Source organism: Methylocystis sp. NC52PC (assembly GCF_055698645.1).
In genome coordinates, this window is sequence record NZ_CP170127.1 from 3,868,712 (window position 1) to 3,892,917 (window position 24,206).

Here is a 24,206-nt window from a genome sequence, read left to right on the forward strand (position 1 = left end):
GGTCAAGCGGGGGTCAATATCTCGCCCTTGCCAAAGACCGCCGTATCGCCGCCATAACGATGCAGCTTTTGCGAAAGCAACGCCGCCGCGCCGGCGCTGTCCGCCTTCAGCGCGCGCGCGAAAAGCCCTGCAAATGTAAAGACATGCGCGCCGCAATCAACATAAGTCGGCAAAAGCTCGGGGCGCTTGGCGAGAATGATCGAGCCACGCTTGTTGAGATAGCCGACCCGGCCCGAGGTCTGACCCAGCGCGATGATCGTGCCCGCGATGAAGCGCGCGCCCAGATCGTCGCCGGCGTCGCCTTCAATGATCAGAATGCCGCGCCGCAGCCGATCGCCCGCCCGCGCGCCGACCTTGCCGCGCACGACGACCCGCCCGCCCGACATGCCGGCGAGTTCGCCGGCGAGCGGACCCGCCAGCATCTCGCCCGCGTCGCCTTTGATCTCGATATGGGCCCCTTCATTGCCGGAGGCGGCATAGGCTCCGGCGCCGCCCGTCACGGTAATGACGCCGCCCTTGGCGAGGCGGCCGAGCTCCAAACCCACGTCGCCGTCGACATGGATCGAGAAGCCGGGCAGCAGCTTGGCGCCGACGCGGTCGAAGCGCGCGGAGCCGCCGTCGTAGCGGACGCTCTTGAGGTCGCCCTCGGCGAGCTTGAACAGATCGCCGACCTTGGCGGAGGCGCGGGTCGTTCCGATCTCGATCTTCTCGATCTCGGCAAGGGATTTGCCGGCGAGGCGATCGGGCGTGAGCGCCGAGAGGTCGACGCGCTGCGGCGGCTCCTGGCGAAGCGTGAAGGTGAAGGGCTTCACGGCAGCAAATCCTTCAGGTGATAGTGGAACGGTCCGAGCTTGCCGCCGTAATTGCCGGCGCCGACGCGCTTCGCGCCCTTTTCGGGACCGAGATCGATGATCGCCTTGAGGCCGGCGCGCATGGCCTGACGCACGGCGTCGTCCGTCAAGCCGTCGATGACGATTTCCAGGGTGCAGCCGATGTCGGGCTCGAGCGCGGTCTTGGTCACGCCCTTCAGCGTCGGGCAGTAGGCGTCATTGGTCGAGGCGCTCATGCCCTTGTATTGCGAGCCGACCTTGGAGCCCGAACGCACGATGCCGCCCGGGAAGGGCATGATCGCGTCCGGGACGGCGTGGATAGCGTTCACCCCCGCCTCGGTGGCGCGCATGGTCGATTCCCAGTCCGCGCCCATCACCAGCAGATTTCCGCCGCCGACGCATTTCTTCAGCACGCCGACCTGGCCCTCGACGAAGAATTCGCCGTCCATCACCGGCACACGCCAGAAGCGGCGCCCGTCGATCGCCTTCGACGTCTGCCATTTGTCGCCGAACTGGCGCATCGAGTCGCCGACCTTGATTTTCAGATCGCCGTCGAACGCCGAATAAAGGGCCGTGCCGGGACAGGTGAGAATGCACTGGCCGACGCGATTGACGAGGGCCTTCTCCGCGCCCTTCGCCGAAAAGGCGAAGAACAGCAGGCGGACGCCGGGGCGGCCGTCGGGCGTCTCGTCTTCGGAAAGCTCGGCGTCAACTCCCGCTTCGCAGTCGCAGCCGATGACCGAGGTGGCGTAGCCCGTCGCCGTCGCCGCCGCCTGATTGGCCCATTTGCGAGTCGGCGCCGTGACGATGAGTCCCGTCGCGGCCATGGGAAAGGCTTCGGCGAAACTATCGTCGATCCGAACGCCGTTGCGAACTATACCTTGCATGCGACCTCCGCAAAGGCGTCCTTGTGCGGCAGAGCGGCGTCCGGCACGTCGAAGACGCCGCGCGGCAGGCCGTAGAGCTCCTCGTAATAGCTGTCGAGCCGCTTGTTGATGGACGTGTCGAAACGCGGGCTGATGTGCAGCGTCTTGCCGCGACGGTAATGCGAAACCTCGCCGTCGCGCACGACAAGGTCGCCGTCCTTGAAGACATAAGCCGCGCGGCGGAACATGCCCGCCTTGTCGCGGCTCTCTTTATAGACTGCGACGTCGGCGATGGCTCCCGGCGCGAGCGCGCCGCGATCGGTGAAGCCGAAGAGCTTCGCCGCGCCCGAGCGGCTCATCTGCGCGATTTCGTAATAGGAATATTCGCGCTTGAGCGACGGCAACGTCGTGTGCTCCAGCACCTCGGCCGGCAGGCGCGACATGACCTGTTCGCGCAGATCCGCGCTCATCAGCAGCGCAAAAAGTTCCGGATAGGCGGTGAAGGGGCCGCCGTTCGGATGGTCGGTGGTGAAGAAGACCTGCTCGGGATTCTTGATGAGCAGAAACAGCTCCAGCCCCGCCGCCCATTGGACGGCGTTGTAGTAGTTCGAAATCTTGTAGGCGTAAGGCACGATGCCGCCGCCATTGGCGTCGCCGTCGAAGATCGCGCCCTTCTTGGGGCTGCCGCCCGGCATGCTGTTGAACTGCTTCAGCACATCCGACGAGATCGTCACCGTCTGCGAGAACATCACCTGGCCGACGTCGACCGTGACATTCGGATTGGCGTTGATCTTCTCGGCGAAGGCGGCTGCGGCGGAAGAAAAGGCGTTCTTCCCTTCCGTGCCGTAAGCGTAGAACTGCACATGGGCGAGATGCAGCGGCAGGCCCTGGGACGCGTCGATCGTGTCGAGCGCCGTCTGAATATTGCCGGCGATGCCGAGATTGTTCATGTGCAGATGCAGCGGGTGATGGATGCCCACCGCCTGCGTCGCCTTCTGCAGCGACTGGAAAATCTTGCGCGAGGTAAGGCCGTAGAAGGGCACCTCGTCGTCCAGACCGAAGGCGCGCATATTTTCCTTGAAGGCTTCGCAGCCGCCCGGATTGATGCACTTCAAACCGAGCGACTTCGTGCCGCTCACGGTTTGAGCGACATAATCGTTGATCGCGGTCTCCGACTCGCCGGCGCGCAACTGGCGCAGCAGGAAGTCGTCATTGCCGAGAACCGTCAATGCGCCCTTGTCGATGATCGGCACGTCGTTGAGTTCGAAGTGCGTCTGCAGCGAATGATGCGGCGCCATCGCCGGCTCGACGACGGTGGTGAAGCCCATCTGCGCATAGAGCCGCCCGGTCTCATAGGTCGACCATTTGGCCGTCGAGAGCGGCGTGCCGGAAAGACGCGCGCGGATCGCGCGGTGCAGCTCGGGGAGCAGCAGGCGCGCCGTGTTCACATTGCCGCCGGCAATGTGCGAATGGATGTCGATGGCTCCGGCCATGACGACATGGCCCGTGCAGTCGATTTCCCGATCGGCCTTGCGGCCCGCCGGCGGCGCGACGATGCGGCCGTCTTCGAACCAGACGTCGCCGACGCCGTCCTTGCCCGTCGCCGGATCGACGACATGGCCGCCACGCAAAACTGTCAGCAAGGCGCGACCTCCGAAACATTCGCCATGATGGCGTCGATGACTTGCGCAACTGTCGGCGCGTCCGACGGCGCCGTCGCCGCGCGCAGCGTCAGGCCGCCGGTCTCCTGGGCCATGAGCACGGCGTCATGGGTGACGCCGGGCCGGCCAACCTCGATGTAAAGCCCGCGCGCGGGCGCGGCGCCCGCCGGTGCGAGCGTAACAAGCGGAATGTCGTTGCGCGACCACGGCGGCGCCTCGCCGTCGAAGGCGGAAATCCACAAGGCCGCGTCCGCTTCGCCGCTGTCGACGAGGCGCGCGGCCTCGAAGCGCCATGGATCGTGCTCCGGATAGCCGCGGCCGAAGCCGGTGCGCGGCGGAAAGCCCGTCATCCAGCCCGACGCCTGGGTCACGCCTGCGGCGCCGGCGCGGGCCCCGATATGGACGCCGGTGAAGCGGGTGGTGACGTTCAAGTCGGTCACGAGCGCCTGCATCATCTCGATGGCGAGCGCGTCGAGCCCGGTCGACGCCGCCCAGACGAAGCAGCCGAAGCGCGCGCTCCTCAGCGTCTCCGCAAGACCGTCGACGCGTTCGAGCTTGGCCGCGTCGAGCGCCACGGGACGGCCGCCGACGCGCGCGCGCCATACGGCGAGGACGCCGGAGATTTCCTGAAGGCTGGCGGGAATGATTTTGGCGCCGGGAACGGCGTCCGTCTCGCCGGCGTCCGGCCCGAGCCAGATCACCTTGCGCGGCTGGCCGGCCTGCGAGCCGTGGCGCGGGGCCTGATCGAGCGCGAGGCGCTCCAGCATGCCGGGCCATTCCTTTGTCAGGCCGGGGCCGAGAAGCACCACGACGTCGGCGCGCACGCGGGCCTCGTTGGCCGTCGTCGTGAACATGCCGAAGGAGCGCTTGACGTCGAGATCGGCGAGGGAATCGCGCGAGGCGAGATGATCGAAGGCGCCGCGCAGCCGCTCGGCGAGAAGAATCGCCGCGCGGGCGCCCGGAACGTCGGCCCCCAGGCCCCCGACAAGAGGAAATGTCGCGCCGCTCAGAATCCGCGCCGCCTGTTTATAGGCGTCTTCGAGCGCAATCGCTTTGCCGTCGAGCGTCGCCTTGCTCATCCGCTTCCTGCCTCGTGCCGCTGGGCGGTCGTTGAAAATGCCGCGGGCGGGTCGCCACGCGGGCCCAAGTCGCCCTCGCTATGCCGGCGGCCGGAGGAAAACTCAAAGGCTTTTTTGTTTGACGCGCTTCGGGCCGGGCCGCTTGCGCCGCCGCCCCTTCCGAAGGCCGATTATGCCTAGCAGCCGTCACGCCCCATGTCGAGACGTAAGGTGCCGCACCCGCGCGGTCACGCGCCTGCGTTTCTTTTGAACAGGCGCGCAGGCTAGGCCAATTGCGCCGCCGAGATGAACGTGATAATCGTCTCGCCGAGCTCGAACCTGCCCCCGTCGCCCGGCCCGAGAAGCCGAGGACATCCAAGAGCAGGATGCAGCCGACTGAGTTCCAAACGGAGGAAATACAATGGCCTGGACCACCCCTGTGATCGTCGAAGTTTGCGTGGGCATGGAAGTCACCGCCTACTCGTCGGCCGAAATCTAAGATTTCACGCGAGTCGCCGCCTTTTCGGCGGTCTGCTCACAAAAAATCGAGCCGGTAGGAACAGCGCGGCGGCACGCCGGCGTCTCTACTTGGCTCGATTTTTTTTGCCTGGTTTCAGAGGCCGCGGGCCACCGCGGGGTTGATATGCGACAGCCCATCCTTTCCCTGCTTCTGGTGGCCGGCTTTGCGGCGCCCGCCGCCGCCGGCGCCCTTGATTCAAAGAAACTCCTCGACGAGGCGAAGGCAGTCTTTCAGCCGCTTCCCGCTGTCCCCGTCGCCAAGGACTCGGTCGAAGCCGCGCGAGTCGAGCTCGGCCGCCGACTGTTCTTCGAGAACAGGGTTTCGATGGACGGCAACGTAAACTGCGCGCATTGCCATCTGCCCGACAGGCAGGCGAGCGACGGCCTGCCGAAGGCGATCGGCGTTTTCGGCAAGGAGAACCCGCGCAACGCGCCGTCGATTTTCAACGCTGCGCTCAACGTCAAGCAGCATTGGCGGGGCGATCGCGAATCGCTCGAGGACCAGGCGGAAAAGTCGCTGCTCGGCCCCGCGAGCTTCGGCAATCCGGACCAGGCCACGGCCATGGGCAAGCTGAAGGCGATTCCCGCCTATCCCGAGGCCTTCGCCAAAGCCTTCCCGGGCGACAAGGACCCGGTCAATTCACGGAACTGGGGCGTCGCCGTCGGGGCGTTCGAACGAACGCTGCTGACGCCGTCGAAATTCGACGCCTTCCTCTCCGGCGACGTGAAGGCGTTGACCCCGCAACAGCTCGCCGGCCTGCGCCTGTTCATCGACACGGGCTGCGCCGCCTGTCACAACGGCGTGGGCGTCGGCGGCAATTCCTTCCAGAAATTCGGCGTAGTTGAGGATTACTGGAAAGAGACGGGCGCGAAGACGCCGGACAAGGGCCGCGCCGACGTGACCAAGAACGACGTCGACCTCTACGTCTTCAAAGTCCCGAGCCTGCGGAACGTAGCGAAGACCGCGCCCTATTTCCACGACGGCTCGGTCGAGGACCTGCCGAAGGCCGTCGAAATCATGGGCAAAACCCAGCTCGGCAAGACTTTGTCCCGGCAGGAGACCGCGGACATCGTCGCGTTCCTCGGAGCTCTGACGGGCGCGGCCCCGGCGAATTACGCCGCGCCGGAGCCCTTCCCCGACGCGAGGTAAGAGGCCCGTCTAAGCGCGGCCTTCGCCAAAATTTACTTTGGCACGGAGATCGCCTGCCCCGCCTTGAGCTTCGTCGCAGGCTTGAGGCCGGGATTGGCGGCGGCGAGGGCGCGCCATTTCTCCGGCTTTCCATAAAGCTTCTTTGCAACGGATTTGAGCGTATCGCCGGCGGCCGCCGTGTAGAGGTTCTTCCCGGCCGACTGTTGGGGCGCTGCGGCAGCCGGATCCGAAGCGTTCACGGACCCCCGCTCGCCCATATTGGCGTTGGCCTCGGCGCCGCCTCGTGCGTCGTTCGACGTCGCCGTTTCATCGGACGGGGCCGCGCCGCTTTCCGCCGGCGCGGATGCGGTATTTTGAGCGTCGGCGGACTCCTGCGACGCGAGCGAGGGCGGCGTCCTTCCCATTCCGGTGACGAACAGATAGACGAAGGCCGCCGCGACGCCGGCAAGGGCGATTTCACGTCGGCCGCGCACGCGTTTGGGCGGGAACAGGGGCGGACGGTGGTCTGTTTCCTCGCGCTGTTCGACCGCCTGCTCGGTCCCGGCCAGCCAGCGAAGCAGCTCCAGCCCGAAATAGATGACGAGAAGGCCCGAGACGATGGGCTTCCAGTAATCGAGCGGGCCGAACACATAGGCCATCGCCGCGCTCTGCGTCAGCATTGATCCCGAGGCGAAGCCTGCGTTGGCGCCTCGCATCTTGCGCTGGATGGAAACCGCGGCGACCGCGACGAAAATAAGGGCGTAAAGGCCCAGCAGCGCCTCGCGGGGCATGAAGGCCCAGCCAAGAGCGCGCGAGCCGAAGAGGTAAACCAGTCCGGCCGCGATGGCGGCGTCGAAGAGATGGATCAGCCGGTTCGGGGCCGCGAGATGGCTGAGGTGCGCGAGCAGCGCAAGGAACGCGACGGGCAGGAACGCCAGGGAAAGATTGGCGGACAAAAGTGCAGGATTCATGCGGCGGCGCTTCCCTTCGACTGAGCCAACCTTACCGTCTCGATATGACAATTCATGGTGCGGGCTGAGTTTCTTTCCCGCTTACCCCGGCGCTCGCGAAAGTCGCCATGTCGCGATGGCAGGCGAGAGCGGTCTTGATGAGCCCGATCGCGAGGCCGGCGCCTGACCCCTCTCCGAGCCGCATCCCGAGATCGAGCAGCGGCTTCTTGCCGAGCCGCTCCAGCGCCTCCCGATGCGCGCCCTCCGCCGACACGTGGCCGGCGACGCAATGCGCGATGGCGTCCGGCGTCATGGCGTGAAGCAGCGCCGCCGCCGCGCAGACGACATAGCCGTCGAGCACGACCGGCACGCGATTGAGCCGCGCCGCCGTAATGGCGCCCATCATGGCGGCGATTTCGCGGCCGCCGAGCCGCCGCATGATCTCGAGCGGATCGGAAAGATGCGGCCCATGCAGCGCCAGCGCCGCCTCGATCGCGGCGTTCTTGCGCGAGAGCCCGGCGTCGTCCACGCCGGTCCCCCGCCCCGTCCAGCGCGACGCGGGGCCGCCGTAAAGCGCGGCGTAGATCGCAGCGGCGCTCGTCGTATTGCCAATGCCCATCTCGCCCGGGGCGAGCAGATCAATGCCGCCCTCGATCGCCTCGAAACCATAGGCGAAGGTCGCGGCGGCTTCCCGCTCGTCCATGGCCGGCGCCTGGGTGAAATCTTGCGTCGGGCGCTCGAGCGCGAGTTCGTACACCTTCAGCCCGACGCCATGGGCCTTGCAGATTTGATTGATCGCGGCGCCGCCGCTCCTGAAATTTTCGACCATCTGCGCGGTGACGCTCGCCGGAAAGGCCGAAACGCCCTGCGCGACGACCCCGTGATTTCCCGCGTAAACCGCGACCAGCGGCCGCTCGACAGCGGGCTGTGGGGCCCCTTGCCAGGCCGCCAGCCATTCGACGATCTCCTCGAGCCGGCCGAGCGATCCCGGCGGCTTGGTGAGCTGGGCGTCGCGCGCCCGCACGGCCGCGACGCTGTCGGCGCTCGGCCCCGGCAATGCGGCGAACAGCATGCGGATTTCTTCGAAAGGTCTGATCTCTGAGGGCATGGGTCCAATGGGCAAGCTACGCCGGCGGGTTTCTCATCCCGGGCGCGGCAAAGCAAGCAGGGCGTTGGGCCCAAAGTCTCAATTGAGCCGCACGTCCTCGAACGCCGCCAGCGCCCGCGCGCGCGCCTCTGCATGGTCGACGATCGGACGCGGATAGCTCTCGCCGAGCCGCACGCCGGCTTGGCCCAGCACATCCGCAGGCGCCTCCCAGGGCCGGTGAATCCAGCGCGCGTCGAGTCCGGCGAGCTCCGGCACATAACGGCGCACATAGTCGCCATAGGGGTCGAATTTCTCGCCCTGCAGCACCGGGTTGAACACCCGGAAATAAGGCGCGGCGTCGGCGCCGCAGCCCGCGACCCATTGCCAGCCGCCGCTGTTGTTGGCGAGATCGGCGTCGACCAGCGTATCCCAGAACCAGCGCTCGCCGATCTGCCACGGAATGAGCAGATGCTTGATGAGAAAGCTCGCCGCCACCATGCGCGCGCGATTGTGCATGTAGCCCGTGAGCCAGAGCTGGCGCATGCCCGCGTCGACGAGCGGATAGCCGGTCACGCCCTTGCGCCACGCCGCGAGCGCCGCGGGATCGTCTCGCCATGAGAAGGCGTCGAAACGCTTGTCGAGCCCGCGATCGGGCATTTCGGGGAAGGCGACGAGCAGGTGATGGCAGAATTCGCGCCAACCGAGTTCGCGCAAGAACGGAAGGCCGGCTTCGCCGGCCTGGCTGGTCGCCTCCGCCCAGACGCGGCGTGGCGAAACCTCGCCGAAATGAAGATGTGGCGACAGCCGGGAGGTCCCCTCTTCGCCCATGAAGTCGCGCGCCGTCTTGTAATCGCGCAAGCGGTCCTTCGCGAATTCGGAAAGTCGCGCCCGCGCGGCCTTTTCCCCGACGCGCCAGGTCTCGCGCAGTCCCTGAGCCCAATCGGGCTTTGTCGGCGGCAGACGCCAGTCGTCGAGCGCGTCGCTTTCGGGCGCCCGCGCGGCGGCGAGCTTTTTGGGCGCCGGCAGCGGCGGCGACGGTCCGCCGCTGGCGAGGCAGGCGCGCCAGAAGGGGGAGAAAACCTTGAACGTCTCGCCCTGTTTGTTGCGCATATGCGCCGGCTCGAACAGCAGCGCGCCATTGAAGCTCTCAACCGTAAGCCCTCGCGCGCGCAGCGACGCCTTGATCTCGCCGTCGCGCCGCATCGCCCAGGGCTCATAGAGCCGGTTCCAATAAACCGCGCCCGCGCCCGTCTCCTCGAGCAGCCCTTCGAGCACGAATTCGGCGCGCCCGCGCCGCAAGATCAGCGACACGCCGAGCCGCCCGAGATCGGCGGCGAGCGCCGCGAGCGAATGATGCAGCCACCAGCGGCTCGCGGCGCCCATGCGCCAGCGCCCGGCGCTCTCGTCGTCGAGAACATAAAGAGCGAGGACCGGCGCGCCGCTGCGGGCGGCGGCCTCGAGCGCCGGGTTGTCGTCGAGGCGCAGGTCGTTGCGAAACCAGAGGATGAGCGGCGCGGCCATTGCGCCTCCTCGCGCTTAGCGTCTCGCGTGCTTGACCCCGTAGACCATGTAGATCGCGAGACCCAAAGCGGTCCAGATAAGGAGCCGCAGCCAGGTGTCGAGCGGCAGCGCCACCATCAGCGCGAGGCAGGACAAAATGCCGAGCATCGGCATCACCGGAATGCCCGGCGCTCGGAACGGCCGGTGCAGTTCGGGATGCATGGTGCGCAGATTCATCACGGCCAGGCAAACGAGCGCAAAGGCCGCCAGCGTGCCGATGCTGACCATCTCGCCGAGAATGTCGATCGGGAACAGGCCCGAGGCCAGCGCCACCACGACGCCGACGAGAATTTGGCTGACCGCAGGCGTGCGGTAGCGCGCGTGCAGCCGACCGAAGACCGCCGGCAGCAATCCATCATGCGCCATTGTGAAGAAAATGCGCGTCTGCCCGTAGAGCAGCACCAGAATCGCGGTGGTGAGGCCGGCGAGCGCGCCGAATTTCACGACCCAGGCGAGCCATGAAATGCCGGTGCGGTCCATGACTAGCGCCATCGGATCCGGCACGCCGAGTTCTTTGTAATTAACGACGCCCGTCGCCACGGCCGCGACCGCGACATAAAGAATCGTGCAGATGATGAGCGAGCCGATAATGCCGATGGGAATGTCGCGCTGCGGCGTATGGGCCTCCTGCGCGGCGGTCGAAACAGAATCGAAGCCGACATAGGCAAAGAACACGACCGAGGCCCCGCGCGCGACGCCGCTCCAGCCGTAGACGCCGAATTCGCCGGCGTTCTCGGGAATGAGCGGCGACCAATTGGCGGCGTCGACATGCCCGGCGCCGAAGAAAATCACCATCAGCACCACGGTGACCTTGATGGCGACGATGACGTTGTTGAAGAGGCTCGATTCCGACGTGCCGCGCACGAGCAGCGCCGTCAGCAGGAGGATGACGCCCGCCGCCGGGACGTTGAAGAAACCATGCGCCGACGGATCGCTCGCGAGCGGCGCGAAAGTGGGGGTGGTGAAGGCGTCGGGCACGTGGATGTTGAAGCCGTGCAAAACGCGATTGAAATAGCCGCCCCAGCCGACAGCGACCGTGGCGGCGCCCGCCGCGTATTCGAGAATGAGGTTCCAGCCGATGATCCAGGCGAAGATTTCGCCGAGCGTAATGTAAGTGTAGGTGTAGGTGCTGCCCGCAACCGGAATGAGCGCGGCGAGTTCGGCGTAGCACAGCGCGACGAAGGCGCAGGCGGCTCCCGAGAGGATGAAGGAGACCATCACGCCCGGGCCGGCGTAATTGGCGGCGGCCGTGCCGGTGAGAACGAAAATGCCGGCGCCGATGATGCCGCCGATGCCAAGCGACATGAGCGACGCCCAGCCGAGCGCGCGTTTGAGGCCGCCCTCGCCTTCAGCCTCATGCGCCGCGATGATCGCATGCAGGGATTTCCGAGTGAGATAGATTCTCTTTGTCGCCACGACGCTCAATGCAGCTCCCTTTCGCGCGAGCGGCGGGAGCCGCCCATAGGCTGTCTCGTCCTTCGTGCGCAAGCGTCGCTCGCGCCGTCAGGACGAGGCCTTCAGTTCCCAAGGATTATGAGTGCGGGGCAAAAAGATACAAGCGGAAAAGGCCGAGCGCGCGCTCCTTGGCGAAGCCCGCCTCAATCCCGCCCGCGCGCCGCATAATCGAGGACGATGGCCGCCGCGCGCGCGCTCGGATGGGCGCCGGCCTCGAGCAGCCGCTCCCGCACCCGGCCAAAGGCGGCGAGCTGCGCGGCGCGCGCTGGCGTGTCTTCGAGGAGCGGCGCCAAGGCGTCGGCGAGCGCCCGAGGGGTCGCCGCCTCCTGGATGAACTCGGGGATCGCGTTATCGCCGATGATGAGGTTCGGCAGCACGATCGAAGGCGCCGTCACGAGAAAGCGCAACCGCGATTCGAGGCCGGAGACGCGATAGGCCACCGCCATCGGCGCGCCGGCCAGCGCCAGCTCCAGCGTCGCCGCGCCGGACGTGACCAGCGCCGCGCGCGCCTGCCGGAAGGCTGCGAATTTCTCGCTCTGGCCAATGAGCCGCGGGGCCAGCGGCCAGCTGCGCAAGGCCTCTCGCAACGGCGCATCCATGTCCGGCGCGACTGGAATGGCGACGTCGAGGTCGTCTCGCCCGCGCGTCAGCAGCTCCAGCGCCTCGCCGTAAAGCGGCGTCATGCGGGCGATTTCCGCGCGTCGCGAGCCAGGGAGCACGAGGAGCGAAGGCCGCCCGCTCTGCGCAGGCTCAAGCTCGTCGAGGCGCTCGACGAGCGGATGGCCGACATAAAGGCAGCGCGGGCCGCCGAGCCGCGCATGGGCCTCGGGCTCGAACGGAAGCAGCGCCAGCACGCAATCGACATAGGCGCGCATCGCCTTGGCGCGACCAGGACGCCACGCCCAGACGGTCGGGCTCACATAATCGACAATGGGCAGATCGGGCAGCGCCCGCCGCACCTTGCGCGCCACCCGGTGCGTAAAGTCCGGCGAGTCGATAATTACAAGGCAATCCGGCCTCGCCGCGACCACTGCGCGCGCCGTCTGAGCGATGCGGGCGACGAGTTTCGGCAGGCGCGCCAGAACCGGCGTCAATCCCATCACGGCAATGTCGGAAATCGGAAAGAGCGAGGCGAGCCCCTGCTCGGCCATGGCCGCGCCGCCGACGCCCTCGACGCGAAGGGGCGGACAATGCTTGCGCAAGGCGCGTATGAGCGCGGCGCCGAGCGCGTCGCCCGACGCCTCGCCCGCGATGACGAAGATGCGGGTCACCGGCCCCCTGTCCGCGCGCGCGGCGCACAGAGCGGGCGTTGCGTGGGGGCGCGGAGGAAATCGATAAGGCGCAAGACGTCGGCGTCCCCCGCATGGGCGGCGGCCACGCCGTCGAGCCTCTCGCGCAGCGGCCGCGCGTCTTCTTTTCCGAAAAGCCGGCGATACGCTTCTTTCAGCCGCGAGATGCGTTGGGCGGAAAAACCGCGCCGCCGCAGGCCAATGAGATTGAGGCCGAACAGATGCGCGCGATCGCCGCTCGCGAGGCCAAAAGGAATAACGTCGCCTTCGACGCCGGCGAGGCCGCCGACAAAGGCGTGGGCGCCGATGCGCACATTCTGGTGAATCGCCGCGCCGCCGCCGATCGAGGCGTGATCGCCGATCTCGACATGGCCGCCGAGCAGCGCTTGATTGGCGAGCACCACGCCGTCGCCAAGGCGACAGTCATGCGCGACATGCGAATGGGCCAGCAAGGCGCAACCGGCGCCAATATGCGTGCCGGCGCCGCCGCCTGAATTGATCGTGACGCCCTCGCGAATGACGCAATCGGCGCCAATGGCGACCCGACCCTCCGCAAGAGCGGCTTTGAGATCCTGCGACGGCGTTCCAACAGACGCGAAAGGGAAAATGCGCGCGCCGGACCCAATGGCCGTGAGTCCCGCGACGACCACATGCGCATGCAACAGGCTCCCGGGCCCAATCTCGACAGCGGCGCCGATGTGGCAGAACGGTCCGACCACGACGCCCTCGCCGAGCCTCGCCCCCGATTCCACAATCGCGCTGCGATGGATTGCGGCCGTCATCGAGGCGCTAGTCAGACGCCCATCATCGCGCTGATCTGCGCCTCGCAGACGAGCGCGCCGTCGACCAGCGCCCGGCCCTGATACCACCAGATATTCCGCTTCTGCGCGGTCTTGGTCATGTGGAATTCGACGCGGTCGCCGGGCGTCACCGGCTTGCGGAATTTCGCGCCGTCGATGGTCATGAAGTAAACGAGCTTGGGCCGCTCGGTTTGGCCTTGCGCGCGCATGACGATGACGCCCGCCGTCTGCGCCATGGCCTCGACCAGCAACACGCCCGGCATCACCGGGCGCTCGGGGAAATGGCCCATGAACTGGGGCTCGTTGATCGTGACGTTTTTGATCCCGACCCCCGCCTCGTCTCCACGAATGTCGACGATGCGGTCGACGAGCAGAAATGGATAGCGATGCGGCAGGAGGCGCATGATCTCCAAAATGTCCGCGCTCTCCAGCGTCGCGCCGGCTTCAGTCTCTGACATGGTCGTCCCCCCTCGTTGATCTGGGCGTCTGCCGCGGCCCGCGGGGTCTTTTATATCGCCTCGTCGGGCTTGTCGCGCTGCGCCATCCTGTCGATGAGCGTCTCGCCGCGCAAATAGCGCCGCAGCGGCCGCGCGGGCGCTCCGCCATAGCGCGCGCCCGCCGGCACGTCGCGCATGACCCCGGATTTCGCCGCGATGGCGGCCCCTTCGCCGATCTTGAGATGGCCGCCGATCGCCGCCTGTCCGCCGAGCGCCACATAGTCGCCGATTTCACAGGAGCCGGCGACGCCGGTCTGAGCGACGATCGCGCAGAACCGGCCGATGACGACATTGTGACCGATCTGCACGAGATTATCGATCTTCGTGCCCTCGCCGATGATGGTGTCGCGCGTGGCGCCGCGGTCGATGGCGGCGTTGGCGCCGATCTCGACGTCGTCCTGCACGATGACCCGGCCGAGCTGCGGCGTCTTGAGCCAGCCCTTGTCGCCGCGCGCGAAGCCGAAGCCGTCCTGTCCCAGCCGCGCGCCGGGGTGAATGATCACCCGGTCGCCGATGAGCGAACAGATGACGCTGGCCTGCGCGCCGATCGAGCAGTCGCGCCCGATCCGCACGTCCGGCCCGATGACCGCTTGCGGGCCGACGATCGTGCCGGCCCCGATTTCAGCGCCCGGTCCGATCACCGCACAGGGGTCGACCGTGACGCCCGGCTCGAGCCGCGCTTCGGGATGCACGATCGCGCTCGGCGACACGCCATTGCCCCGAAACAGCGATCCCGGCCGCAGCGCCTCCGGAAACAGGCGTGAAGCGGCGACCGTCATGGCCCGCTGGGGATCGTCGACGAGCAGGCCAATGATGCGCTCGGGCAGCAGATGCGCGTGCCGGGGCTTCAGAAAACAGGCCGTCGCCCGGCATGAGGCGAGCGCCTCGCGATAGCGCGGCGAGAAGAAGAAGCAGATATCGCCCTGATGGCCCGCGGCGAGCGGGGCGACGCCGGTGATCACCGGCGGGGCCGCGTCCCTGCCGGCCTCTTTGATTGTCGCGCCGGTCGCCTCGGCGATTTCCGCGACAGAGAAGGGCCGGGACAGATGAAAAAAGGCTGCAACGCTCATTTCGGTCGCGGGACTCCGGACGCAAAAAGGCTCGCCGGGCGAGGATCGCCCGGCGAGCCAATGCATTATCAGAAGTTGGCGCCGCCGGAGAAGCGGAAGTTCTGTGTGATGTCGGTCGCCGCCTTCGACGTGACGACCGCATAGTCGAAGCGAATCGGTCCCATCGGCGAGTTCCACAGGATCGATGCGCCGACCGACGAGCGGAGGCGGAAGCCGTTGGACGCCGGCACCACGCAGGTGCCCTGGCCATAGCCCGCCTCTGGCGTATAGGCGGCGAGACAGGTCACGCCCGGGATGGTCGGCAGATTGTTGGCGTAATTGGTGCGGCCCTGGAAGTTCCAAAGGCTGCCGGCGTCGGCGAACAGCGCGCCTCTCAAACCGAGATCCTTCGGCACGCCCCAGAGCGGGAACTGAACTTCGAGCGACCCGCCGACATAGTCGGTGCCGCCGAGCGAGTTGCCGTTACGGGCGTTCCACGTCGTGAACAGATTGGAGTCGCGCGGACCGATGCCGCCCGGCGCGAAGCCGCGCACGAGACTCGGGCCGAGGTTGAAGTTGTCCTGAATGCGCGGCGTATAGCCGCCGAAGGGCGTCAGATTGCCGCCCTGCAGGCGCGCGATGCCGACCACGTCATCCAGATAGGGGACCTCGTGGAAGTAGCGGACGTCGCCCGTCGTGCGCAGGTAGCGCGAGTAGCCGCCGAGACCCGCCGCGTCCTGGCTGAAATTGACCATCCAGCCATTGTGCGGGTTCATGAAGTTGTCGATCGTGGCGTAGTTCAGCGAATAGCCGATCGACGAGGTCGTGATCGTGCCCTGCGACTCCTTGATCGCGAGCGACGCTTCGCCGTTCGACAAGCAGTTGTACTGCAGGTTCGGGTAGCCCTGGTCATAGGGGAAGAAGGGCGAGGGGCCGGGCGTGACCGCCGTCGGAACGGTACAGTCATTGTACGGCTTGTTGTTCGTGTTGGGGATCGAGATCGTCGTTTGATACAGCGAGTAGCGCGGCGAGAAACTGAGTTCGTCGGTCACCGGAACGCCGAAGCGGATCGTGCCGCCGACCGAGGTCGACGAGTAGATCGAGTAGCTGTAGGCGTCCTGGCGACGGGCGAAGACGTCGAAGCCGGCGGAGATGCGCTGATCGAGGAAATAGGGCTCCGTGAAGCTGAAATTCACGCCGCGCGCGATCTGGCCCGCCTGCACCGACAGACGGACAGCCTGGCCGCGGCCCATGAAGTTGCTTTCCGAGACCGAGACTTCCGCGATGAAGCCCTGGTTGGTCGAATAGCCGCCGGAGACGCCGAAGTTGCCGGTGGGTTGATCTTCGACATCCACATTGAGGATCACGCGGTCGGGCGAGGATCCCGGCTCATTGGTGATCTTCACCTTCTTGAAGAAGCCGAGGCCGTTCAGGCGACGCTCGGCGCGATCGATGAGGACGCGATTGTAGGCGTCGCCCTCGCCGATGTCGAACTCGCGCCGGATCACATAGTCGCGCGTGCGGGTGTTGCCGCGAATGTTGATGCGCTCGATGTAGACGCGCGGCCCTTCGTCGAGAACGAAGTGGATGGACACCGTCTGGGCGGCGGGATTGCGCTCGCCGCGCGGACGCGCCTGAGTGAAGGCGTAGCCCTTCCTTGCCGCCTCACGCGTGAGCGACTCGACCGTCTTCTCGACCGCGTCGCCGTTATAGACGTCGCCGGGCGAGATGCGCAGCAGATCGCTCAGCGCCGCGCCGTTGATGTCGGGAAGGTGCGATTCCACGTCGACGGAAGCGACATGGTATTGCGGCCCTTCCTCGACGACGATGGTGATGATGTAGCCGCCCAAGGCGGGATCGAACTGGGCGTCGGAGCTCACGACGCGGAAATCCGCGTAGCCGTTCTTCAGATAAAAGCGGCGCACGAGTTCGAGGTCGGAGGCGATACGGTCGGGATCGTAAACGTCGCTGGTCTTGAGGAACGACAGGAGATTCATCTCCGTCGTCTCCATGAGCCCGACCAGGCGGCGATTCGAATAGACGTTGTTTCCGACGAAGCGGATTTCCTTGACGCCGGTCTTGTCGCCTTCCGCAACGGCGAAGACGACGTCGATGCGGCCGTTCGGCAGCTCGACGGTGCGATAGGAGACCTTCGCCGCCGCGCGGCCGGCGCGACGATAAATCTCGGTGAGGCGGGCGACGTCGGCCTCGGCCACTTGCTGGCTGAAGGCGCCATGGGCGCGGGTGCGCAATTCGGGCTGCAGATTCTCGGTCTTGACCTTGCTGTTGCCTTCGATGACGACGCGATTGATCTGATTGCCTTCGGTGACGCGGATGATCACGTCATTGCCCTTGCGGGACGCCGAGACCGTCGCAAACCGACCGCTGTCGCGCAGCGCCTCCAGTCCCTTCTCCACCTCTTGCGGGCTCGACCCGGTGAAATAGGACCGGATGGTTTCCGCGTCGGCGCGCGTATTGCCCTGAACGATGATCGCCGCGGCGGCTGGCGTTGACAACACCACCAGCGCCGCCAGCAGGGCGGCCAGCAATGACGAAGATTTCCAGATGCCGCAGATGGATTGCATGTAAAGCAGGTCCTCGTCGCAACGTCACCGCCCGGAGCGCGGCATGTTTACAATGATATGTACATGGCGAAAGACGCCATATCGGTCCAGTTGAACCTTCTACAGGGTTTAACCTACCCTGCAAACGCAGAATAAAATCTGTTCGAGCAATTTGTCGAAGGCGTGGCCGCAAAGCCACGATTCATGGTCAGCAGATCGTTAATCGCCGGCGACGCCTCCGGCGAAAAACGACAAAACCGTGGCGGCGGCCACGGTTTCGCCAAAAATCGCCGACAACGGCGCTGGCTTAGGAGGAGCCGCCGGCCAGGCGCTGGATCAAGCGCGCGATGTCGTTATAGGTCGAGAAGATCATCAGCGTGCCGACCATGGCGAGGCCCAGTCGGAAAGCCACTTCCTGAGCGCGATCGTTGAGCGCGCGGCCGCGAATCGCCTCGATGCCGAAAAACAGCAGATGACCGCCATCGAGCAGCGGAACCGGCAACAGGTTCAACAGGCCGATGGAGACGGACAGGATAGCGATCAGGTTGAGGAAGGGCCCCAACCCGACCTTCGGCGCAGCCTGGGCCATATGGCCCGAAATCTGCGCAATGCCGATCGGGCCGGAAAGCTGATCCGCGCGCTCCCGCCCAGTCATCAAGCCGCCGATGTAAACGCCCGTGCGGCGGACGATCTGCCAGGTCTCGTCCACGGCCGCCCCGACCGACGCCACCGGCCCGTAGCGCTCCTCGTGCATGTCCGCCGGCGAGGTCGACGCCTTGAGGCCGAGCATGCCGATTCGAACCTTCCCGGCCGCGCTCTCGACGTCCTTCAGCGCGGGCGTGGCCTCGATCGTCACGTCCCGCTCGCCCCGGCGCACGACGAAAACCAGCTTCGTCTCGGCGGAGCTCGCAACGATTTCCTGCATCTTCGCGAATGTCGGAATCGCGACGCCGTCGATCGACAGCACGAGATCGCCCGTCTGGAAGCCAGCGCTCTCACCGGCGCCGCCCGCCACCAGCGAGCCGACGCGGGGGGCGAGCGTGATCCGGCCGTAAATCGAGAACATGCCGGTGAAAATTACGATCGCCAGAATGAAGTTTGCGAAGGGCCCGGCGAAAACGATCGCCGAACGCTTCCAGACAGGCTGCGCGGCGAACGTCACTGCGCGCTCAGCCGCCGGCATGGCCTCGACCGACTCGGCGTCGGGACCGCTCGCGGCATTGGCGTCGCCATGGAATTTGACGTAGCCGCCGAGGGGAATGGCGGCGACGCGCCAGCGCGTGCCGCGCCGGTCGACGCGTGCGAAAAGCTCCGGCCCAAAGCCGATGGAGAAGGCGTCGACCTGCACGCCGCACCAGCGGCCGACGATAAAATGGCCGAATTCGTGGATGAAAACGACGATGCTCAGGACGAAGACGAAGGGGATGACGTAGGTTGCAAAAGTCATCAGCATGTCTAGCACTCGTCGCCTCCAACGCTTCACGCCGCGGGCCGCAGCGTGGTTACTGAAGGGTTAACATGCCCGATGGCGTGTCAACGGCCAAGGCCCGCCGCGATCTTTCTCTGACAATATGGTCAACGCCGAGCGCTTCTTCCACGCTTGCCGGCTCCTGCGCATAGCCGTCACGAAGCGCCGCCTCACAAGCCTCCGCCACATGTTTGGCGATGCCGGAGAAGGGGATGCGCCGATCGAGGAACGCCGCGACGGCGATTTCGTTGGCCGCGTTCAAGACTGTGGCGAGGCCCCCGCCCTGACCCAGGGCGTCGAGGGCCAGCTTCAAGGCCGGGAAGCGCTCGAAATCCGGGGCCTCGAAGGTCAGCGAGCCGATCTGCGCGAAATCGAGCCGCCGCGCCGGCGTCGTCAGCCGTTCGGGAAAAGCCAGGCAATGGGCGATCGGCACGCGCATGTCCGGCGGGGCCAGACCGGCGGTGACGGAGCCGTCGGAGAAGGTGACGAGGCCATGCACGATCGACTGCGGATGCACCACGACTTCGAGCTTTTCGGCCGGCACGCCAAAAAGATGATGCGCTTCAATGAGCTCCAGGCCTTTATTCATCAGCCCGGCCGAATCGACCGTCACCTTGGGGCCCATCGCCCAATTGGGGTGATTGAGCGCCTCGTCGACGGTCGCGGCGGCGATGCGCTCCTTGCTCCAGGTCCTGAACGGGCCGCCGGAGGCCGTGACGATCATGCGCTCGATGCGGGCGGGGTCCTCGCCGCCGAGGGCCTGGAAAATCGCATTATGCTCGCTGTCCACGGGCAGCAGATGCGCCCCCATGCGGCGCGCCGTGCGCATGAAGGGGGCGCCCGCGCAAACCAGACATTCCTTGTTTGCGAGCGCCACCGCCCGCCCCAGCGAAATCGCCGCATGGGTCGGCTCCACGCCCGCCGCGCCGACAATGGCGGAAACTACCAGATCGGCGTCACGGACGGCCGCCTCGATCACGGCGTCGCGACCCGCGGCGACCTGAATATTCGTGCCGGACAGCGCCTCCTTGAGCGCCACATAAGCGCTTTCGTCGCGGATCGCCGCGAATTCCGCTTTGGTGCGGCGCGCCACGTCCGCAAGCGCCGCCGCATCGCGTCCGCCCGCCACCGCGGAGACCGAAAAGCGATCGGGATCGCGCTCCAGAAGATCCACAGTGGACCGGCCGATCGATCCAGTCGCGCCGAGAAGAACGATGCGGCGCGGGGGCCGCGCGCGCCCGTTCGCCTTTGCCTTGTTCAAACCCATGCTCTCGTCACCAGAAAAACAGATTGTGGTTGGGATTGCCGCCCGCCACGCCGATCGCCGCGGCCAGGACGCAGGCGAAAATGAAGCCGTCCAGACGGTCCATCACGCCGCCATGGCCGGGAATGATCCGGCTCGAATCCTTCACGCCGAAGCGGCGCTTGACCGAAGACTCGAACAAGTCCCCCATTTGCGACACGGCCGCCGCCAGCAGCGCGACCAAAAAGGTCTTTGCGCCTGCAAGCGCCGGGCCGCCGCCGAAATAGGCGGTCGCGAGCCCTAAGGCCGCCCCGCTGAGAACGCCCGTAATCGTGCCGGACCAGGTCTTCCCGGCGGAGACGCGCGGCCAGAGCTTCGGCCCGCCGATCAACCTGCCGCCGAAATAGGCAAAGATGTCCGTGCCCCACACAATGGCGAAGAGGAAGGCGATGGCGAGGATTCCATGGTCGGGCGATTGCCTCAACGAGCAGACCGAGAAGATCGGGGCGCTGGCGTAGGCGACGCCCGCGGCCGCCCAGATCCGCCGCTCCGGTCCCGCCAGACTCGCCGCCACGGCGGCAAAAACGGCGATGGTCAGCGCCGCGACGCCGACGAGGCCCGTCTGCCCCAGGGCTGCGGCAGCCGCCACCGCCGCGCCGCCCGCCGCGACGCGCCACCGCCGCCGGTCGCCGCCGACAAGGCCTTGCCATTCCCAGTTGATCGCAAATCCCGCCAGAATCCAAAAGAGGGCGAAGACGTCTCCACCCAGGTAGAGCGTCAGCAGCGCCGCCCCGACCATCACGACGGCGGACAGGACGCGCGGGCCGAGATCAGCGAAGCCGCCGCTCCCAGCGCCCGCGCTATTCGGCGTGGCGCTCACTTAAGCTTGCCTCCTCATGACGCGGTCTTGGCGCTGCGCGGGGCCTCGACCCGCCCGAAGCGTCTCTCGCGATGCGCATATTCCTCGAGCGCCGCGACCATGGCCGCGCGGTCGAAGTCCGGCCAGAGGATCGGCAGAAATACGAATTCGGCGTAAGCCGCCTGCCAGAGCAGGAAATTGGACAGACGCTGCTCGCCGGAGGTGCGGATGATGACGTCGGGGTCGGGGATGTCGGCTGTGTCGAGCTGCGCGGAAATCGCGTCGGCGTCGATCTCCTGCGGCGACAGACGCCCCTCCGCCACCATCTGTGCGAGCGCTCGCGCCGCAGCGGCGATCTCCTGACGCGCGCCATAGTTAAAGGCGACGACGAGCGTCAAGCCGGTGTTGGCCTCGGTGACCTGCTCGGCCTCCTTCAGGAGGTCGGCGATCTCGGGCGCGAGATCGTCGCGCGCGCCAATGACCCGCACGCGCACGTTGTTTGCGTGCAGTTCCGCCAGATCGTTGCGGATAAAGCGATGCAGCAGGCCGAGCAGGCTCTGCACCTCCTCGCGCGGCCGCGACCAGTTTTCGGCCGAAAAGGAATAGACGGTCAGGTAGGAAATCTCGAGATCGATCGCGGCGCGCACCGCCCGCCGCAGCGCCTCGACCCCGCGTCGATGGCCCTCGAAGCGCGGCAGGCCGCGGGCGGCGGCCCAGCGGCCGTTCCCGTCCATGATCAGCGCGACATGCCGCGGCGCCGCCGGAACGCCGAGAGACGTCGCCGCCATGTCGAGAATCTCGCCTTCCGCCATCCTCACGTTCCAGTTCGTCGGAGAAATCCTAACAGAGACCCAGGCTTGACCCCAATGGTCCCAAGTCCGAGCCGCCGCTCAGACCTGCATGATTTCCTTTTCCTTCGTCGCCAGCGCGGCGTCGATCTCCTTCACCGCCTCGTCCGTCGCCTTCTGCACTTCAGTCTCGTGCCGCTTCTCGTCATCCTCCGGGATGGCGTGATCCTTCAGGAGCTTCTTGAGGATATCGAGACCGTCGCGACGCACGTGACGCACGGCGACGCGGGCCTCCTCGGCGTATTTATGGGCGACCTTGACCAGTTCCTTGCGGCGCTGCTCGTTGAGCTCCGGCATGCGGATACGCAAGATCTGGCCCTCGACGGTCGGCTGAAGACCCAAATTGGCCTCGCGAATCGCCTTGTCGACGGCGATGACCAGCGCCTTGTCCCACACCTGCACCGAGATCATGCGCGGCTCCGGGACGCTGACGGTGGCGACCTGGTTGAGGGGAGAAACCTGGCCGTAAGCGTCGACATGGACCGGGTCGAGCAGGCTCGCCGAGGCGCGACCCGTGCGCAGGCCGCCGAATTCGTGTTTCAGCGTCGCGATGGCGCCCTGCATGCGGCGCTTCAAATCCGCGAGGTCGAATTTATCCGTCATGATCTCCCCAAACCTGTCTTACGCTCCCGGCGACGCAACGCGCACGGGGGCGGTCTTTTTTTGCGACCCGAGCCCGCGGGAGGCCGGGATGCGCGAAGCAAGGGCCCCTTATGGCATGTTTTTAGAACCGACGCGCGTGGAAAGCGTCCTGGCCCTATGGCGCGACGAGGGTGGATCGCCCGCCCCCGGATAGAACCGAGGCGATAGCCCCGGGCTCCCCAATGGAAAAAACAATGATCGGAATCCGGTTGTCCCGCGCCAGCGCGAAAGCCGCCGTGTCCATCACCGCGAGATTTTGCGCGATGGCCTCGTCGTGGGTCAAGCGATCGTAACGTCGCGCTGAAGGGTCGCGTTTGGGATCGGCCGTATAGACCCCGTCGACCTGGGTCGCCTTCAGCACCGCATCGGCGGAAAGCTCCGCCGCGCGCAGCACGGCGCCCGTGTCGGTCGTGAAGAAGGGATTGCCGGTGCCGCCCGCCGCGATCACGACCCGGCCCTTGGCGAGATGGTGCAGCGCGGCGCGGCGCGAGAACGATTCGCACAACGAGGGCATGGGCACCGCCGAGAGGCAACGCGCCGGACGCCCCTGCCCTTCCACGGCCTGCTCCAGCGCAAGACCGTTCATGACCGTCGCGAGCATGCCGATCGAATCGGCGCGCGCGCGCTCGATTCCGGTTTCCGCGCCTTTGATTCCACGGAAGAAATTGCCGCCCCCGACGACGACCGCGATCTCGTGCCCGTTCTCCGAGGCGGTGGCGAGATCCCTGGCGATCTGTTCCAGCGTAACGGCGTCCAGCCCATGGGGAGAGGAGCCCTGAAGCGCCTCCCCCGAAAGCTTCACGACCACGCGTTTGTATCGCTTCGAAGCGTAGTCGGGCATGGCGGATCTCGCTGTCTTGCTCGGGCGGGGCGCGCTTTACATACGAACCGAGCGCCGCCTTCGCAAGTGCGTGAGCAGCGCTCACGGTCCGGTCTCGCCGCCCGTCGCGCCGAAGACCTGGCCGGTTGCGTAACTCGATTCCGCCGACGCCAGCAGCACGTAAAGCGGCGCGATTTCCGCCGGCTGGCCGGGGCGGCCGAGCGGCGTGTCGCCGCCGAATTCGGTCAGATGCTCCTGCGTCTGTCCGCCCGACGGCTGCAGCGGCGTCCAGAACGGGCCGGGCGCGACGGCGTTGACGCGAATGCCCTTCGAGGCGAGCTGCTTGGCGAGACCCCAGGTGAAATTCAGGATGCCGGCCTTGGTCACCGCATAATCGAGCAGATGCTGCGAGGGCTGGTAGGCGGTGATCGAGGTCGTGTTGATGATGGTCGAGCCGGGCGGCATGTGCGGGATCGCGGCCTTGGTGATCCAGAACAGCGCGTAGAGGTTGGTGCGGAAGGTCCAGTCGAGGTCTTCCGTGGTGATTTCGAGGATGGACTCGTGCACATGCTGGCGCGCGGCGTTGTTGACGAGAAGGTCGAGCCCGCCGAACTCGGCCACGGCGTCCTCGACCAGGCGCTTACAGAAGGTCTCGTCGCGTATGTCGCCGGGAAGGGCCGCCGCCTTGCAGCCGGCGTCATTTATGAGCTCCACGACCTCGCGCGCGTCCTCCTCCTCCTCGGGCAGGTAATTAATGGCGACGTCCGCTCCCTCGCGGGCGAAGGCGATCGCCGCGGCGCGCCCGATCCCCGAGTCGCCGCCGGTGATCAACGCCCGGCGGCCGGCGAGCCGGTCCGAGCCGCGATAGCTCATCTCGCCGTGATCGGGGCGCGGACGCATCTTGCAGGCAAGGCCCGGCCAGGGCTGCGGCTGCTTGTCGAAGGGCGGCTTGGGATAAAGCTCGCGCGGATCGCGCAGACCATCGCCCTGCGTCATGCCCGGCGCGACCGGC

At 66.5% G+C, this 24,206-nt stretch carries 22 protein-coding genes; 2 read left to right on the forward strand and 20 right to left on the reverse strand.

Annotated features, from left to right (window positions below):
- Positions 1-2: 2 nt before the first annotated feature.
- Genes ACETII_RS21065 through ACETII_RS21080 form a run of 4 tightly spaced genes read right to left on the reverse strand, consistent with a single transcriptional unit; the run spans position 3 to position 4,436 of the window.
- Positions 3-812, reverse strand: a complete 810-nt coding sequence (locus ACETII_RS21065; protein ID WP_363349265.1) for a formylmethanofuran dehydrogenase subunit C — start codon at positions 810-812, stop codon at positions 3-5.
- A complete protein-coding gene (gene fhcD, locus ACETII_RS21070; RefSeq protein WP_363349266.1) occupies positions 809-1,717 on the reverse strand; it encodes a formylmethanofuran--tetrahydromethanopterin N-formyltransferase in 909 nt (302 codons plus the stop codon). The genes ACETII_RS21065 and fhcD overlap by 4 nt, the downstream gene beginning before the upstream one ends.
- Positions 1,705-3,339 carry a formylmethanofuran dehydrogenase subunit A gene (locus ACETII_RS21075; protein WP_472786843.1) on the reverse strand — a complete coding sequence of 545 codons (1,635 nt, stop codon included), beginning with the start codon at positions 3,337-3,339 and terminating at the stop codon, positions 1,705-1,707. The genes fhcD and ACETII_RS21075 overlap by 13 nt, the downstream gene beginning before the upstream one ends.
- Positions 3,333-4,436 carry a formylmethanofuran dehydrogenase gene (locus tag ACETII_RS21080; protein WP_472786844.1) on the reverse strand — a complete coding sequence of 368 codons (1,104 nt, stop codon included), beginning with the start codon at positions 4,434-4,436 and terminating at the stop codon, positions 3,333-3,335. Before ACETII_RS21080 ends, ACETII_RS21075 begins: the two co-directional genes overlap by 7 nt.
- A 400-nt stretch (positions 4,437-4,836) precedes the next feature.
- Between ACETII_RS21080 and pqqA the strand changes: the two genes are divergently transcribed.
- Positions 4,837-4,914, forward strand: coding sequence for a pyrroloquinoline quinone precursor peptide PqqA (gene pqqA, locus ACETII_RS21085; RefSeq protein WP_154420341.1), 78 nt, complete (start codon positions 4,837-4,839; stop codon positions 4,912-4,914).
- Positions 4,915-5,058: 144 nt separating this feature from the next.
- The gene (locus ACETII_RS21090) at positions 5,059-6,084 is read left to right on the forward strand and encodes a cytochrome-c peroxidase (RefSeq protein WP_472786845.1); all 1,026 of its coding nucleotides are present in this window, start codon (positions 5,059-5,061) and stop codon (positions 6,082-6,084) included.
- Positions 6,085-6,116: 32 nt separating this feature from the next.
- Here ACETII_RS21090 and ACETII_RS21095 read toward each other — a convergent pair whose 3' ends face one another.
- The 16 genes from ACETII_RS21095 to ACETII_RS21170 all read right to left on the reverse strand — a co-directional run bounded on the left by ACETII_RS21095 (position 6,117) and on the right by ACETII_RS21170 (position 24,190).
- The gene (locus ACETII_RS21095; RefSeq protein WP_472786846.1) at positions 6,117-7,034 is read right to left on the reverse strand and encodes a LysM peptidoglycan-binding domain-containing protein; all 918 of its coding nucleotides are present in this window, start codon (positions 7,032-7,034) and stop codon (positions 6,117-6,119) included.
- A gap of 52 nt (positions 7,035-7,086) precedes the next feature.
- Positions 7,087-8,085 (reverse strand): nicotinate-nucleotide--dimethylbenzimidazole phosphoribosyltransferase, encoded by a 999-nt coding sequence (gene cobT, locus ACETII_RS21100; RefSeq protein ID WP_472786847.1) that lies wholly within the window; start codon positions 8,083-8,085, stop codon positions 7,087-7,089.
- Between the two features lie 114 nt (positions 8,086-8,199).
- Complete coding sequence (locus ACETII_RS21105) at positions 8,200-9,621, reverse strand: cryptochrome/photolyase family protein (protein WP_472786848.1); 1,422 nt, start codon at positions 9,619-9,621, stop codon at positions 8,200-8,202.
- Positions 9,622-9,636: 15 nt separating this feature from the next.
- Positions 9,637-10,965, reverse strand: a complete 1,329-nt coding sequence (locus ACETII_RS21110; RefSeq protein WP_405044871.1) for an amino acid permease — start codon at positions 10,963-10,965, stop codon at positions 9,637-9,639.
- A gap of 293 nt (positions 10,966-11,258) precedes the next feature.
- Entirely contained in the window at positions 11,259-12,386 is a 1,128-nt protein-coding gene (lpxB, locus tag ACETII_RS21115) for a lipid-A-disaccharide synthase (RefSeq protein ID WP_472786849.1), read from the reverse strand.
- Positions 12,383-13,186 (reverse strand): acyl-ACP--UDP-N-acetylglucosamine O-acyltransferase, encoded by an 804-nt coding sequence (lpxA, locus tag ACETII_RS21120; protein ID WP_472786850.1) that lies wholly within the window; start codon positions 13,184-13,186, stop codon positions 12,383-12,385. The genes lpxB and lpxA overlap by 4 nt, the downstream gene beginning before the upstream one ends.
- A gap of 11 nt (positions 13,187-13,197) precedes the next feature.
- Positions 13,198-13,662, reverse strand: a complete 465-nt coding sequence (gene fabZ, locus ACETII_RS21125; protein WP_472786851.1) for a 3-hydroxyacyl-ACP dehydratase FabZ — start codon at positions 13,660-13,662, stop codon at positions 13,198-13,200.
- Between the two features lie 50 nt (positions 13,663-13,712).
- Entirely contained in the window at positions 13,713-14,771 is a 1,059-nt protein-coding gene (gene lpxD, locus ACETII_RS21130; protein WP_363349277.1) for a UDP-3-O-(3-hydroxymyristoyl)glucosamine N-acyltransferase, read from the reverse strand.
- Positions 14,772-14,839: 68 nt separating this feature from the next.
- Entirely contained in the window at positions 14,840-17,335 is a 2,496-nt protein-coding gene (bamA, locus tag ACETII_RS21135) for an outer membrane protein assembly factor BamA (protein WP_363349278.1), read from the reverse strand.
- 286 nt (positions 17,336-17,621) lie between these two features.
- Positions 17,622-18,761: a M50 family metallopeptidase gene (locus tag ACETII_RS21140; RefSeq protein ID WP_363351163.1), complete on the reverse strand. Its 1,140-nt coding sequence runs from the start codon at positions 18,759-18,761 to the stop codon at positions 17,622-17,624.
- A gap of 55 nt (positions 18,762-18,816) precedes the next feature.
- The gene (gene dxr, locus ACETII_RS21145; RefSeq protein ID WP_472786852.1) at positions 18,817-20,049 is read right to left on the reverse strand and encodes a 1-deoxy-D-xylulose-5-phosphate reductoisomerase; all 1,233 of its coding nucleotides are present in this window, start codon (positions 20,047-20,049) and stop codon (positions 18,817-18,819) included.
- Between the two features lie 7 nt (positions 20,050-20,056).
- Entirely contained in the window at positions 20,057-20,905 is an 849-nt protein-coding gene (locus ACETII_RS21150) for a phosphatidate cytidylyltransferase (RefSeq protein ID WP_472786853.1), read from the reverse strand.
- Positions 20,906-20,919: 14 nt separating this feature from the next.
- Complete coding sequence (locus ACETII_RS21155) at positions 20,920-21,696, reverse strand: isoprenyl transferase (protein ID WP_363349281.1); 777 nt, start codon at positions 21,694-21,696, stop codon at positions 20,920-20,922.
- A gap of 78 nt (positions 21,697-21,774) precedes the next feature.
- On the reverse strand, positions 21,775-22,335 hold the full coding sequence (frr, locus tag ACETII_RS21160) for a ribosome recycling factor (RefSeq protein ID WP_472786854.1): 561 nt from the start codon (positions 22,333-22,335) through the stop codon (positions 21,775-21,777).
- Between the two features lie 154 nt (positions 22,336-22,489).
- Positions 22,490-23,215 carry a UMP kinase gene (pyrH, locus tag ACETII_RS21165; RefSeq protein WP_363349283.1) on the reverse strand — a complete coding sequence of 242 codons (726 nt, stop codon included), beginning with the start codon at positions 23,213-23,215 and terminating at the stop codon, positions 22,490-22,492.
- Positions 23,216-23,296: 81 nt separating this feature from the next.
- Positions 23,297-24,190, reverse strand: a complete 894-nt coding sequence (locus ACETII_RS21170) for an SDR family oxidoreductase (protein ID WP_363351165.1) — start codon at positions 24,188-24,190, stop codon at positions 23,297-23,299.
- Between the last annotated feature and the right edge of the window lie 16 nt (positions 24,191-24,206).